General features: G+C 73.2%; 16 protein-coding genes and 1 pseudogene. 8 read left to right on the top strand and 9 right to left on the bottom strand.

The annotated features are described in order from the left end of the window. Positions 1-8 precede the first annotated feature (8 nt). The 3 genes from HNR22_RS25370 to HNR22_RS25360 all read right to left on the bottom strand — a co-directional run bounded on the left by HNR22_RS25370 (position 9) and on the right by HNR22_RS25360 (position 2183). Positions 9-788, bottom strand: coding sequence for an electron transfer flavoprotein subunit beta/FixA family protein (locus HNR22_RS25370; RefSeq protein WP_179782455.1), 780 nt, complete (start codon positions 786-788; stop codon positions 9-11). Positions 789-975: 187 nt separating this feature from the next. Continuing rightward, positions 976-1383, bottom strand: a complete 408-nt coding sequence (locus HNR22_RS25365; RefSeq protein ID WP_218906700.1) for a hypothetical protein — start codon at positions 1381-1383, stop codon at positions 976-978. A gap of 2 nt (positions 1384-1385) precedes the next feature. Next, on the bottom strand, positions 1386-2183 hold the full coding sequence (locus HNR22_RS25360; protein WP_179782453.1) for a GNAT family N-acetyltransferase: 798 nt from the start codon (positions 2181-2183) through the stop codon (positions 1386-1388). A gap of 41 nt (positions 2184-2224) precedes the next feature. Between HNR22_RS25360 and HNR22_RS25355 the strand changes: the two genes are divergently transcribed. Genes HNR22_RS25355 through HNR22_RS25345 form a run of 3 tightly spaced genes read left to right on the top strand, consistent with a single transcriptional unit; the run spans position 2225 to position 3363 of the window. Next, positions 2225-2617 carry a DUF202 domain-containing protein gene (locus HNR22_RS25355; RefSeq protein WP_179782452.1) on the top strand — a complete coding sequence of 131 codons (393 nt, stop codon included), beginning with the start codon at positions 2225-2227 and terminating at the stop codon, positions 2615-2617. Next, entirely contained in the window at positions 2614-2919 is a 306-nt protein-coding gene (locus tag HNR22_RS25350) for a DUF202 domain-containing protein (RefSeq protein ID WP_179782451.1), read from the top strand. The genes HNR22_RS25355 and HNR22_RS25350 overlap by 4 nt, the downstream gene beginning before the upstream one ends. Before the next feature lie 27 nt (positions 2920-2946). Next, entirely contained in the window at positions 2947-3363 is a 417-nt protein-coding gene (locus HNR22_RS25345; protein ID WP_179782450.1) for a PLD nuclease N-terminal domain-containing protein, read from the top strand. A 54-nt stretch (positions 3364-3417) separates the two neighbouring features. Here HNR22_RS25345 and HNR22_RS25340 read toward each other — a convergent pair whose 3' ends face one another. After that, positions 3418-5040, bottom strand: coding sequence for an acetolactate synthase (locus tag HNR22_RS25340; RefSeq protein ID WP_179782449.1), 1623 nt, complete (start codon positions 5038-5040; stop codon positions 3418-3420). A 117-nt stretch (positions 5041-5157) separates the two neighbouring features. Continuing rightward, positions 5158-5931 carry an enoyl-CoA hydratase-related protein gene (locus HNR22_RS25335; protein ID WP_179782448.1) on the bottom strand — a complete coding sequence of 258 codons (774 nt, stop codon included), beginning with the start codon at positions 5929-5931 and terminating at the stop codon, positions 5158-5160. Between the two features lie 98 nt (positions 5932-6029). On the opposite strand from HNR22_RS25335, the gene HNR22_RS25330 reads away from it, so the two are divergent. From HNR22_RS25330 to HNR22_RS25320, 3 genes are all read left to right on the top strand, one after another. After that, positions 6030-6509, top strand: a complete 480-nt coding sequence (locus tag HNR22_RS25330; RefSeq protein WP_179782447.1) for a DUF6232 family protein — start codon at positions 6030-6032, stop codon at positions 6507-6509. A gap of 126 nt (positions 6510-6635) precedes the next feature. Next, positions 6636-7115, top strand: coding sequence for a DUF6232 family protein (locus tag HNR22_RS25325; RefSeq protein WP_179782446.1), 480 nt, complete (start codon positions 6636-6638; stop codon positions 7113-7115). Next, positions 7115-7483, top strand: coding sequence for a DoxX family protein (locus HNR22_RS25320; protein WP_088946509.1), 369 nt, complete (start codon positions 7115-7117; stop codon positions 7481-7483). Before HNR22_RS25325 ends, HNR22_RS25320 begins: the two co-directional genes overlap by 1 nt. Positions 7484-7515: 32 nt before the next feature. On the opposite strand, the gene HNR22_RS25315 is transcribed toward HNR22_RS25320, so the two are convergent. Beyond that, positions 7516-9141: a dienelactone hydrolase family protein gene (locus HNR22_RS25315; protein WP_179782445.1), complete on the bottom strand. Its 1626-nt coding sequence runs from the start codon at positions 9139-9141 to the stop codon at positions 7516-7518. Between the two features lie 90 nt (positions 9142-9231). Here HNR22_RS25315 and HNR22_RS25310 point away from each other — a divergent pair, with 90 nt between their 5' ends. Beyond that, positions 9232-9960: a hypothetical protein gene (locus HNR22_RS25310; protein WP_179782444.1), complete on the top strand. Its 729-nt coding sequence runs from the start codon at positions 9232-9234 to the stop codon at positions 9958-9960. A 23-nt stretch (positions 9961-9983) separates the two neighbouring features. Here HNR22_RS25310 and HNR22_RS25305 read toward each other — a convergent pair whose 3' ends face one another. After that, a complete protein-coding gene (locus tag HNR22_RS25305) occupies positions 9984-10442 on the bottom strand; it encodes a rhodanese-like domain-containing protein (protein ID WP_179782443.1) in 459 nt (152 codons plus the stop codon). Positions 10443-10605: 163 nt separating this feature from the next. Between HNR22_RS25305 and HNR22_RS25300 the strand changes: the two are divergent. Next, a pseudogene (locus HNR22_RS25300) lies at positions 10606-11539 on the top strand (helix-turn-helix domain-containing protein). A 10-nt stretch (positions 11540-11549) separates the two neighbouring features. Here HNR22_RS25300 and HNR22_RS25295 read toward each other — a convergent pair. Together HNR22_RS25295 and HNR22_RS25290 are read right to left on the bottom strand one after the other, a co-directional pair. Continuing rightward, entirely contained in the window at positions 11550-12446 is an 897-nt protein-coding gene (locus tag HNR22_RS25295; protein ID WP_179782442.1) for a PfkB family carbohydrate kinase, read from the bottom strand. 24 nt (positions 12447-12470) lie between these two features. Continuing rightward, a complete protein-coding gene (locus tag HNR22_RS25290; RefSeq protein ID WP_343059956.1) occupies positions 12471-13310 on the bottom strand; it encodes an ABC transporter ATP-binding protein in 840 nt (279 codons plus the stop codon). Positions 13311-13422: the final 112 nt, after the last annotated feature.

Here is a 13422-nt window from a genome sequence, read left to right as displayed (position 1 = left end):
CCCCCCTCTCACACGAACTTCTCGGTGGCGAGGAACTCGACCAGCTTGACGCCGCCCTCGCCCTCATCGGTGATCTTGGCGCCGCCGGAGCGCGGCGGGCGCTTGGTGTGCTCGACGACGGCACTGGTGGCGCCGTCGAAGCCCACCTCGGCGGGCGCGACGCCGAGCTCGGCCAGCGAGAGCGTCTGCACCGGCTTCTTCTTCGCGGCCATGATGCCCTTGAAGGAGGGGTAGCGCGGCTCGTTGATCGTGTCCCAGACGGAGACCACGGCCGGGGTGGAGGCGGTGACGACCTCGTAGCCCTCCTCGGTCTGCCGCTCGACGGTCAGCGTCGCGCCGTCGACGGTGAGCTTGCGGGCGCCGGTGAGCGCCGCGACGCCCAGCCGCTCGGCGATCATGTGCGGCATGACCTGGACCCGACCATCGGTGGACTCCGCGCCGCAGATGACCAGGTCCGCATTCAGCTGACCGAGGGCCGCGGCGAGCACCTTCGAGGTGGCGATGACACAGGAGCCGTGCAGGGCGTCGTCCAGCACGTGGACGGCCTTGTCCGGGCCCATGGAGAGCGCCTTGCGGATCGACTCGGTCGCCCGGTCCGGACCCATGGTCAGGATGGTGACCTCGCCGCCGTGCGCTTCCTTGATCTTCAGCGCCTCCTCGATGGCGTACTCGTCCATCTCGTTGATCACGTTGTTCGCCGAACCGCGGTCGACGGTGTTGTCGTCATTGCGCAGGTTGCGGTCCGCGCCCGAATCAGGCACCTGCTTGACGAGTACGACGATATTCATCGCGCTTCGACGACCCTCCTGTGTGGTGTTGCTATTTGCTCGCCCGGTCTGGGGCGCAGCGTCGCGCGTCGGTCGACGCCAGGTCAACCGGGGGCTGCTGTGCAGTTGCCCACGGCGCAATGTTACCTGCCAGTAGGTTGCGCTCCCGAGGCACCGCGAGTGACACAGCTCACCGACGCGCGGTTGTTCAGGTCGGTTCGGAGAGCGCCACCCGGATCTGGTCGATGGCCGCCGCCTCGGAGGCTGCTATCCCGTCGTGCGCCCGGGCCACCCGGTCCGCCGCGGTCAACACCACCGAGCGGTACGCCTCGACGTCCGACGGTGACTTGTCGCGCAGGATCAGCACCGCCTGCCGCAACGCCGGCAGCACCACCGACTCGATCTCCAACTGTGAGTCCCGGGGAAGCCACGGCAGCGGACCGGTGGTCAGCGCCTCCTTGACCGCCCCGCTGGCGTCGGCGAGCGCGCCGGACGCGGCGATGCTCTCCCGGATCACCCCCAGCACCCCGGGATCGGCGTTGGAGACCAGGAAGACCGCGCCGAAGGCACCGGTCTTGATGGTCAACCGCTCCTCGTCCGTCAACCGCTGCTCCATGATCACGGAGTGTAGACGTACGGGGTGGTGGTGGTGACCGCGACGAGGCCGAGCCGCTGCAGGATGGGCCGGCTGTCCTCGGAACAGTCGACCTGCATCAGGGTCCGGCCCCGCTGGTCGGCCAGCCGTGCGCGATAGGTGACCAGCGCCCGGTAGATGCCCTTGCGACGCCACTGCGGGAGGGTGGACCCACCCCAGAGGGTGGCGAAGCCGGTGTTCGCCGGGCAGCGCACCCAGCCGGCGCTCACCACCGTGTCGTCCACCTCGGCCACCACCACGGTGATCGAGTGCGGGTCGGCGTCGATCTCCTTCGCCAGCCCCCAGACCAGGTGCGAGCGGTCCTCCTGCCAGACCTCCTCCTCCATGGCGGCGATCCGCTCCAGGTCGGCGCGGGAGGTCACCTCACGCAGGCGTACCCCCTCGGGGATGACCGGCAGCGCGGCCGCCAGCGGCGCGACCGGCCCGACCACGACGGTCTCCCGGTCCTCAGCGACAAAGCCGGCGGCGCGCAGACGGTCCGCCAGGTCCGCCGGTTCGTCGTGCTCGTTGAGCTTCCACTCCGCCGACTCGCCCCGCTCACGGCACAACCGCACCTGCCGGACGATCAACTCGTCCAGCGCGTCGCCGGTCAACCCGCCCAGATCGCGGTAGGTGATGAAGCCACCGGCGTCGAGCCCGGAGATCCGGACCAGCGGCCCGTCCCGCTCCACCGTCACCCCGGCCGGAACCGGGTCGGGGATCTCCGGGCGGAGCTGGTTGTCGTAGGCGGTACGCAGCGTCAGGATGTCGAGATCAGTCACCGGCCCAGGCTAAGCGGGATGGGAAGCGGATAATCGGCTCCGTGTGGGAGGCGATCAGGCGATGGTTCGACCCGGCGGAGCTGCGCTCGGTCGGTGAACCACCGGACTACCGGTTCTCCCTGGCCAACGAGCGGACGTTCCTCGCCTGGCTGCGCACCGGGCTGGCACTGGTCGGCGGCGGGTTGGCCACCGCGCAGTTCCTGCCGCCCCTGCCGATGAGCCACCTGCGGGAGGTGATCGCGGTGGCGCTGCTGCTGCTCGGCGGCGCGGTCGCGATCCGCGCCGTGGACCACTGGGCGCGTACCGAGCGGGCCATCCGGCTCGGTGAGGAGTTGCCCGCGTCCCGGTTTCCCGCCATCCTCGCCCTCGCCGTCGGCGCCGGGGCGGTGCTGCTGGTGGTCGCCGTCCTGGTCCGGGCGATCGGCGGGCGGTGAGCACCGGCCGCGACCCGGGGCTGCAGGCGGAGCGGACCCGGCTGGCCTGGCGGCGCACCCTGCTCACGGTGACCGTGGTCACCGCGCTGGCGGTCCGGCTGGCGTCGGCCGGAGACCCGGTCGGGGCACTGGTCGCCGGGATCACCGTAATGCTGTGGGGTGCCCTGCTGGTGCTCTGCTGGCCCCGGGGCACCGGCACCGGTTCAGCCCGCACCGGCGGCCGGACACTCCCCCTGGTCGCGCTCGGCACCGTGGGGCTCGCACTACTGGGAGTGCTGCTGGTTCTTCGCGGACTAGGGTGACGCGATCCGGTGCGTCATCATGGGTGCATGGCCCGGCTTGGCGTACTCCTCTTCCTGGTGCAGATTGTCCTCGCCGTCTGCGCGCTGATCAGTTGTCTCTCCGCCGAGGAGGGCAAGATCCGTGCCCTTCCCCGGATCGCCTGGGTGCTGATCATCCTGTTCTTCCCGCTGGTCGGTTCGATCGCCTGGTTCATCGTCGGCCGGGAGCCCAGCTCCGGCGCCAGCAAGGGCTGGCCCGGTGGCACCTCGTCCCCGCAGCGGCAGCGCCCCCGGCCGGTCGCGCCGGACGACGACCCGGAGTTCCTGCGCTCCGTGCAGGATCGGGCCAAGCAGCAGGACCAGGAGCTCTTCCGCCGTTGGGAGGAGGACCTGCGCCGGCGCGAGGACGACCTGCGCCGGCGCGACGGTGACCCGCCGCGCGAGGGTGACCGTCCGGAGGTGTGAGCACCGCCGCGGCCGCCGCCGCCCCGGGTGGGCGACGGCGGCGGCGGGTGCGACTCAGGCCAGGTTCGACGACCGGGGGTACGCGTCGGTCGGGTCGGTGAGCACGTTCACCAGGTACGGCACTCCGGCGTCGAACGCCCGCTGCAGGGCCGGACCCAGGTCGGCCGCCTTGGCGACCGTCTCCCCCGCACCGCCGAGCGCGCTGACCACAGTGTCGTACCGCAGCTCCGGCTGGAGGTCGGCGGCCACGTCGTAGCCGTACATGGCCCGCATCGGGTGCTTCTCCAGACCCCAGATGCCGTTGTTGCCGACGACGATCACCACCGGCAGCTTCTGGCGGACCAGCGACTCGACGTCCATCAGCGAGAAGCCGGCCGCGCCGTCGCCCATCAGCACACAGATCTGCCGGTCCGGGTGACTGACCCGGGCACCCATCGCGTAGCCCATGCCGGTGCCCAGGCAGCCGTACGGGCCCGGGTCCAGCCAGGTGCCGGGCTGGGCCGGCTCCAGGTAGCGCCCGGCGTACGACACGAAGTCACCGCCGTCGCCGATGGTGATCGCGTCGGGAGCCAGCACCCGGCGCAGCTCGCCGTAGATCCGGGCCGGACGGATCGGGTCGGTCTCGGCGGCCATCTCCGCGGCGTCCCGCGCCTTCGCCGCGTCCTCGGCGACCCGCAGGTCGGCGATCCAGTCGGAGTGGTCGGCCCGGTCGCCGGCGTGATCGGCCAGCGCGGAGAGAATCAGACGCAGGTCGCCGGCGGGGGCGACGGCCGGCTGTACGTGCGTCGCCCGCTGGCTCGGCGCGTCGACGATGTGCACCACCTTGGCCTCGCCGAAGTCACCGAAGCTGAGCCGGAAGTCCAGCGGGGTGCCCACCACCACGACCACGTCGGCGCCGGAGAGCGCGGCCCGGCGGGCCTTGGCGAACGCGAGCGGGTGCTCCGGCGGGAGCGAACCGCGCCCCATGCCGTTGGTGAAGACCGGCACCTGCAGTGCCTCGGCCGCCTCGCGCAGCGCGGCGACCGCGTCGCCCGCGTACACGTCGGAGCCGGCGATGATGACCGGTCGTTGCGCCGCGGCGATGAGCATCGCGGCGCGGCCGACCTCCTCCGGGTCCGGTACGACCGGGTCGACGCCCGTCACGGCGGGCAGCTCGACCTCGGCGACCGAGAAGACCGTCTCCAGCGGGAAGTCGAGGAAGGCCGGGCCGCGGTGCGGGGTGAGCGCGGCGTGCAGCGCCGCACCCACCGCGCGCGGGATGTCGTCGGTGCTGAACACCGTCTCGGCGTGCTTGGTGACCGGGGCGACCAGCGGCAGGTGGTCCATCTCCTGGAGGCTGCCGGAGCCCCAGCGGAACGCGGGCGCGCGGCCACCGAGCACCAGCACCGGAGAGGCGTTGAAGAACGCGCTGGTCATGCCGGAGATGCCGTTGGTGACACCGGGCCCGGCGGTGAGCACGGCGAGACCGGGCCGGCGCTGCAGCTTGGCGACCGCCTCGGCGGCGAAGACCGCGGACTGCTCGTGCCTGACGTCGTAGATCGGGAAGTCGGTCTTGTACGCGGCGTCGTAGAGCGGGAAGACGTGCCCGCCGGAGAGTGTGAACATCTCCCGTACGCCGTGTGCGCGTAGTGCCGCGAGCGCCAACTCGCCGCCGTGACCCTCGATCCGCTCCGTCATCGCCGCTCCTTCTCGTCGCTTATGACCGAAGCCACACGCTACTGGCCGGTAGGCAGAATGTGAACAATTCTCGGCTCGCCGTCGGGGCCGGCGGCACGCACCGCCGGCCCCACCCGGTCAGCGGCCGGTGAAGTCCGGCTTGCGCTTCTCGACGAAGGCCGACATGCCCTCACGCCGGTCGTCGGTCGCGAACAGCGCCGCGAAAAGCTGGCTCTCCCAGGCCAGACCGGAGTTCAGGTCCATGTCCAGGCCGCCGTCGACCGCCAGCTTCGCCGCGCGCAGCGCCTGCACGGGACCCGTCAGGTACGGGGTGATCAGCGCGACGGCCGTGTCGTACACCTCGGCGGCCGGGGCGACCCGGTCGGCCAGACCGATCCGCAGCGCCTCCTGCGCGTCCACCATCCGGCCGGACATGATCAGGTCCTTGGCGCGGGCCGGGCCGACCAGGCGGGCCAGCCGCTGCGTGCCGCCCGCTCCGGGGATGATGCCCAGCTTGATCTCCGGTTGGCCGAGCTTGGCGTCCTCGGCGACCACCCGCCAGTCGCAGGCCAATGCCAGCTCGCAGCCGCCACCGAGGGCGTACCCGGTGATCGCGGCGACCACCGGCTTCGGGATCCGGGCGATCGCACCGAGCGCACTGGACAGATTCGCGGCGCGGTCGGCCATGTCGACATAGGACATCTCGGCCATCTGCTTGATGTCCGCACCGGCGGCGAAGACCTTCTCGCCGCCGTACACGATGACGGCACGGACGTCAGGGTCGGCGGTGGCCGCCGTGGCGGCGGCGCGCAACTCCTCCTGCACCTGGGTGTTGAGCGCGTTCATCGGCGGCCGCTCCAGCCGGATCGTGCCGATGCCGTCAGTGGTCTCCAGCCGAACGAACTCGCCCACGCTGCCCTCACTTCCTCGTCGAAGTCGCGTGCCAACCTTACGACCCGGCTCGTTTGGGTAAGTAGTGTGGTGTCAGCCCCGTGGGCGGGAGTCCAGCCATGACGACGTACTACGACGACAGGTCGGTGCAGGTCACCTCCACCACCGTCCGCGTCGACGGCCGTGCCTATGCGCTCGCCGACATCACCATGATCTGGCACCGCCGGGGCACCCGCTCGTGGCGCGTGCTCGCCGGGCGGGGCGCTATCGGTGCCGCACTCGCCGGTCCGCTGGTCGCGGCAGTGCTCGGCATCGGCGTGGCCGTCTGGCTGCACCGCTCACCGACCGTGACGATCGCGATCGTCGGCGCGTCGGTGCTGGTCGGGTTGGCCGTCGGGCCGGTCGCCGACTTCCTCTTCGAACACCTGGACCGCTCGTACGCCCGGGGCAGCCGCCAACTCGAGATCTGGGCCCGCTGGCGGGGTCAGCCGGTGCGGCTGCTGCGCACCGGCGACGCGCTGCGCTTCGGGCAGATCTACCGGGCGGTGCAGCGGGCGGTCGAGCACAGCCAACCGGCGCGTCCCGTCACCCGCCGCTAGCGGCCCACGCTCAGAACCCGATCGGCTCGTCCGCGCAGCAGGCCGAGACCGCGCAGCAGGCCGTACAGGTCCGTGCCCGTAACCGCACCGGAGGCGCGGGTTGCCGGTCGGTGGTTAGGCTTAGTGATGACCCTCTATTACCGGGACGACGCGGTGCAGGTGACCTCCGAGTCGATCCGGGCGGGCGGTCATGTGATCGCCCTGTCCGACGTGACGTTCGTCTGGCACGCACGCGGGCAGAAGACCCTCGCCGTACGCGGCCGGGTGCTGGGTCGCGGTGTCCTCGTCCTGCTGCTCTCGCTGCCGCCGCTGGTCGCCGTGGTCTGCGTGCTGTCACTGGCGTGGTCCGCACAGGACCGTGGCAACTGGCAGCTGGCGCTGATCATCCTCGCCGCCTGCGCGGTGGGGGCGCTGGCGTTGACGCCGTTCCTGGAAATCCCGTTGGGTTGGCTGGACCGCTCCTACGAGCGCGGCAGCCATGTACACGAGTTGTGGGTGCAGCACCACGGTCGGGAGGACCTGCTGCTGCGCACCCCGGACGCGCTACGGTTCGGGCAGATCTACCGGGCCGTGCAGCGCGCCGTCGAACAGCAGGGGGACCGCTGATGAGCAACCGCCGCGAGGCCGCCGCGCTGGCCGGGCTGCTCGCCGTGGCCGGCGTCACCCACCTGGTGCGCCCCGGCTTCTACGACCCGATCGTGCCGGGCGCGCTGCCTGGCCCGGCCCGGTTCTGGACGTACGCCAGCGGGGTCGCCGAGCTGGCGGTGGCGGCGGCGGTGGCCAACCCGGCCACCCGACGGGCCGGCGGTCGGGCCGCAGCCGCGCTCTTCGTCGCCGTGCTGCCCGCCAACGTGAAGATGGCGGTGGACTGGCGGCACCGCCGCCCGACGAAGCGGGCCATCGCGTACGGCCGGGTGCCGATGCAGGTGCCGCTGATCTGGTGGGCCCTGCGCGTCGCCCGCGCCGGCCGGTAGGCCCCGGGCCGGTCAGCCCAACGACAGGCCGGTCAGCTCAGCGGCAGGGTGGTGGCGATCGGCCAGCCCACCAGGGCGGCGCCCAACACGGCCGGCAGCCAACGCGGGCCGGCGTACCGGCGCAGCACGGTCGCCCAGGCTGCCTGCCAGCCGAGCAGCAACGCGAACAGCGGCACCACCAGCACGACGAAGCCGGGTGCCAGACCGACCAGCGTCGACGCGGTCAGCACGACCACGGTGACCGCGACGACCAGCAGGTGTCGCCCCGTCCGCCCGGCGGCGACCAGTTCGACGCCCAGCAGGAACAGCAGGCAGGCGCCCGCGGCCAGCGGGAGCAGCCACCAGCGGGCGCCGACCGGCAACGCCGAGGTCAGGCCCAGGTGGATCGGCAGGGCGACGGCGAGGACGGCGTACCCGGTCAACGCCAGCGTCGCGACAGCGGTTCGTGCCGTCGCCTGCCGGCCCCCCGACACGGGTGTGCCGGGCGGTGGTTGACATACGCCGAACCAGCCGGGCAGCCAGCGCTGCCCCGCGACCAGAAGAACGCCGGTGACCAGCAGGAAGCCGGCGACGTAACCGCCGACCGCAAGCGGTAGCCGGGTCGTCGGCAGCACCGCGGCGACGACCGCGCCGACGCCGGCCACCAGCACCGCCAACGCGAACAGCAGCAGACCACCGAACGGCACCCCCGACAGCGCCGTACCACCGGGCGCCGGACTGCCCGGCGGCGCTGGGCTGTCGGTCTGCTCCGGGGCGTCGGGTTCCCGGCCGGAGGGTGGGTCGGTCGGTCGGCGGCCGGTCGACCGGCGCGGCAGGAGCAGGGCCGCCAGCGGAACCACGCCGATGCCGAAGGCGAACATCAGCAACGCCGCCCCGGCGAGCCGGGCGATCGGTCGCGGCCGGGCGGTGCCGTCGCCGCCGGGCAGCCAGTCGGCGATCTCCTGGTGGGTACGCGCGGCGAACAACACGGAGATGTGCTCCACGCCGGGCACCACGACCGCCGGCCGCCTACCCGTTGACGCGCCGCGGCGGGCGGCGTCGTCGGCCGCCCTGCGGAAGGCCGGAAACTCCGCGCCTCCCACGATCAGCAGCAACTCCGTCGGTCGGCCCGGGGGCAGCTCGCCCGCCTCGGGCAGCGAGATCGCCACGGTCCGGGCGATCTCCGGGTGCCCGGCGGCGTACCGGGTGACCGCGCCGGCGCCCATCGAGTGCCCCACCAGGACGATTCCGTCCGCGTCGACGTCCGGCCGGGAACGTAGGTAGCCGACGGCGGCGTCCAGGTCGGCGGCGAGCGTGGCGGCGGACGTGTTCGAGCCCGCGCCGGGCAGCCGAGCCGGGTTGGCACCGTGTCCGGCGAAGTCGAACAGCAGCGCGACCGCTCCGCGCCGGGCGACGGTGTCGGCGATCGGGCGCATCAGCTGGGCCGAGCCGGCGAAGCCGTGCGCGATCACCGCGCCGGGTCGCCGGACGCCGGGCGTCGGCGGACCGGCGCGTACCTCGGTCATCGGCACCCCGCCGACGGTGACCTGCCGGGCCGTGAGGCCGGCGTCCGCCCGGACCAGCACCAGCGTGCCCAGCCCGGCGGCGACCACCGCCAACACGGCGAGCAGGACGGCGGCGCGGGTGCGGGGTGGGCGGTGCGGCGAGGGTGCCGACATGCCGGCACCCTACCGTCGCGCGACCCTCCCGAGCGCCCGCCGATCGAGCCCGTCGGGCGGTTGTGGTGCGGCCGACGCACACTTGATCCCATGGCCATTCCCCTCCCCACCCCGACCGCCGTGGTCGGCCTGACCCGATCCGCTCTCGACCAGGCGCTCGGCTCGGCCGCCTCGTTCGCCGCCGTGCCCGCCCGCGCGTTCGCGGTGCTGGACGGGGTGGAAGCGCTGCTGGCCCGGATCAACGGCGTGGTCGACCGCATCGAGACGACCCTGGACCGGACCGATCAGGTGCTCACCGACGCCGAGGAGGCGGTCCGTGAGGTGGCCGTCATCAGCGCCGCCGCGACCACCGCCATCGACACCGCCACCGAGGTGGCCACTGCCGCCGCCGTGGTGGTCGCCGACGCCGACCGCGTCGCCCGGACCGCCGCCACGGTGGTCGCCAAGGCCGAGGGGGTGGCCGGCCGGGCCGCCGTCACCGTGGGCACCGCGACGGAGGCCGCCGCCACGGCGGCCGAGCTGCTGGCGGCGTACGAGCCGGCGCTGCGGCGGGCCGCGCCGATGGCCGGGAGGTTCGTCGAGCAGTTGAGCCACGAGGAGGTCACCGCGGCGATCCGGCTGGTCGACGAGCTGCCCAAGCTCAAGCAACACCTGACGGCCGACATCCTGCCGATCCTGGCCACACTGGACCGGGTCGGGCCCGACCTGCACGACCTGCTCGACGTGACCCGCGACCTCAAGCTCGCCGTAGCCGGCATCCCCGGGCTGGGCATGCTGCGTCGACGCGGCGAGAAGCTCGCCGACGAGCCCGCCGGCTGAGCCCTCCCCCGCGTGCGTGGGGATCAGCAGTCGCAGGTGATCGCGGCGATCGGCGCGGTCAGGTCGTCGACCGGGCGCCGGGTCAACCCGGTCTCCGTCACCACCGGCAGCCCCTCCCGCACCCAGTACTCGAACCCGCCGAGCATCTCCTTGACCGCGTAGCCGAGCAGGGCGAACTCCAGCGCCGCGCGGGTCGCCCCGTTGCAGCCCGGCCCCCAGCAGTAGGTGACCACCGCCGAGCCGGACGGGATCAGCTCCGCCGCGCGGGTCGCGATCTCGGCGGTGGGCAGGTGCACCGCGCCCGGCAGGTGCCCCTGTGTCCACGCGGCCACGCCCCGGGAGTCGACCACCACCAGAGCAGGCGTACGCGCGGACAGGTCGGCGTGCACGTCGCTGACGTCGGTCTCGACGGTGAGTCGGGCGCGGAAGTGGGCGACGGCGGTGGCCGGATCGGCCGGCGGAATGGCGAAGGTGAAGGTCATGGACGGATCCTCGCCAGTCCGCGTGGCCGCAGCGAGTGGCGGAGACGACGTCCTGCGCTAACATCCCGCCATGCCGATGCGGCCCACGACCACCGGCCCGCGCCTGCCGACGCCCCGACGACCGGCAGCCGCGCACCGCGTGGCAGTGCTCGCGTACCCGGGAATGTCGGTGTTCGAGACCGGCATCGTCACCGAGGTGTTCGGGCTGCCCCGACCCGAGTTCGGCGTCGACTGGTACGACCTGGTGGTCTGCGCCGAGCGGCCGGGGCCGGTGCCGGTGGTCGGCGGGGCGAGCCTGCACACCCCGTACGGCCTGGCCGAGCTGACGGAGGCGCGGACGGTGATCGTGCCCGGCGTGCCGGACGTGACCGGTGACCCGTCACCCGAGCTGGTGACCGCGCTGCGCCGGGCGCACCGACGCGGTGCCCGCATCATGTCGATCTGCTCGGGCGCGTTCGCGCTGGCCGGCGCCGGGCTCCTCGACGGCCGGCGGGCCACCACCCACTGGCAGTACGCCGAGCTGCTGGCGCGGCGTTACCCACGGGTCGAGGTGGACCCGGACGTGCTCTATCTCGACGACGGCGACCTGCTCACCAGCGCCGGCAGCGCCGCCGGGCTGGACCTGTGCGTCCACGTGGTCCGGCGCGACCATGGCGCGGCGATCGCCAACGCGGTCGCCCGTCGGCTGGTGATCCCGCCACACCGCGACGGCGGGCAGGCCCAGTTCGTCGAGGCGCCGGTGCCCACCGACCCGGACGACGACCGGATCGCCGGCAGCATCGACTGGGCGCTCGCCCATCTCGCCGAGCCGCTGAGCGTGGCGCAGCTCGCCGGGCAGGCGCACATGTCGCCCCGCACCTACCTGCGGCACTTCGCCCGGGCCACCGGGACCAGCCCGATCCGATGGCTGATCGACCCAGCGGGTCCGCGCCAGCCTCACCCTGCTGGAGGAGACGGACGCCCCGGTCGAGCAGGTCTCTCGCTCGGTGGGTTTCGACACGCCGGTCACCTACCGGCACCACTTCGGTCGGCTCATGCTGACCTCGCCGTCGGCGTACCGCAGGGCCTTCCGGACCGGCGCGGGCCGGCCGGCGTGACGCGGGTGGGTCAGACCTGCGCGTACAGCTCGTCGATCTCGGCGCGTTGCGGAAGCGCCACCGAAGCACCGAGCTTGCGAACGCAGGCAGCGCCGGCCGCCGACGCCCAGCGCACCGCGTCGATGAGGTCACGTCCCTCGCCCCAGCCGACGGCCAGCGCGGCGGTGAACGCGTCACCGGCGGCGGTGGAGTCGACCACGTCGACGCGTACCGCCGGCACGTGCACCTCGGCGCCGTCCCGGTCGACGTACCAGGCGCCCTCGCCGCCGAGAGTGAGCACGGCCCGGGGGGCCAGGTCGAGCAGCGCCCGGGGCTCCTCCCGACCTCGGCCGGCAAGTGCCTGCGCCTCGCCCTCGTTGACGACCAGCAGGTCCACCGATGCGAGCAGTTCGGGTGGGAGGTCCCGCGCCGGGGCGGCGTTGAGGATGACCCGGGTGCCGGCGGCGCGGGCGGCCACCGCCGCGGCCGTCACGGTCGGCACCGGGATCTCCAGTTGGGCGACCAGGACGTCCGCCGCGCTCACCGTGGCCAACTCCTCGTCGGTGAGGCCGACCAGCGCGCCGTTGGCGCCGGGGGTCACCATGATGGCGTTCTCCCCCTGCGCGTTGACCATGACCAGGGCCACCCCGGAGGTGCCGTAGACCACTCGCAGCTGGCTGGTGTCCACACCGGCAGCGGTGATGCGGGCCCGGAGGGTGACACCGAAGGCGTCCGAGCCGATCGCGCCGAGGAAGGAGCAGGACGCTCCGGCCCGGGCCGCGGCGACGGCCTGGTTGGCGCCCTTACCGCCGGGCACCATCACGAAGTCGGTGCCGAGCATGGTCTCGCCCGGTCGCGGCAGCGCGGGTGCCATCGCGACCAGGTCCATGTTGGCGCTGCCCACCACGGCAACCCGGGTCTGCGGCACTGTCGTCTCCGCCCCGGCCGACGCTCAGGCGGCCCGGGCGGTGTAGCGGTCGCCCCGGCGCTCGACCACCAGCGGCAGGCCGAAGGTCTTGGAGAGGTTGTCGCCGGTCAGCGTCTCGGCGAGCAGGCCCTGGGCGACCACGCCACCCTCGCGCAACAGCAGCGCGTGGGTGAACCCCGGCGGGATCTCCTCGACGTGGTGGGTGACCAGCACCATCGCCGGGGCGTCCGGGTCGTACGCCAGCTCGGCCAGTCGGGCGACCAGGTCCTCCCGACCACCCAGGTCGAGGCCGGCGGCCGGCTCGTCGAGCAGCAGCAGCTCCGGGTCGGGCATCAGGGCACGGGCGATCTGCACCCGCTTGCGTTCACCCTCGGAGAGGGTGCCGTAGCGGCGCTCGGCGAGGCCACCGACGCCGAGTTGGCTGAGCAGTGCCAGCGCCCGCGTCACGTCGCCGCGCTCGTAGCTCTCGCGCCAGCGGCCGACCACCGACCAGGCTGCGGTCACCACCACGTCGCTGACCTGCTCGTCGGCGGGCAGTCGCTCGGCCAGCGCGGCGGTGGTCAGGCCGATCCGGGTGCGCAGCTCGTTGACGTCGGTGCGGCCGATCCGCTCGCCGAGCACGTGCGCCACACCGGTGGTGGGGTGCAGCCGGCCGGCGGCGAGGTTGAGCAGTGTGGTCTTGCCGGCGCCGTTGGAGCCGAGCACGACCCAACGCTCGTCCAGCTCGACCCGCCAGGTCAGGTTCTGGAGGAGGGCGGTGCCAGAGCGGCGCACACCGACGCCGTCGAGGCTGACCACCAGATCCGGGTCCACAGGAGCGGCGGCAGGCGCGGCGCCGGCAGCGCCGGGGATCAGGTCAGTCACCGCTCCATCCAACCACGCAGCGTCGGGGCGCCCCCCATGGGCGGCGCCTCGGCAATAGGGTGAAGCGCCGTGTCGTTGATCACCAAGTCCGGAGGACGGTCCATGCCCCGTC

The sequence above is a fragment of the Micromonospora jinlongensis genome (assembly GCF_013410645.1).
GTDB classification, from domain to species: Bacteria; Actinomycetota; Actinomycetes; order Mycobacteriales; family Micromonosporaceae; genus Micromonospora; species Micromonospora zamorensis.
Note: the sequence above shows the minus strand (reverse complement) of the source record. Positions and strands in the feature narration are given on the sequence as shown.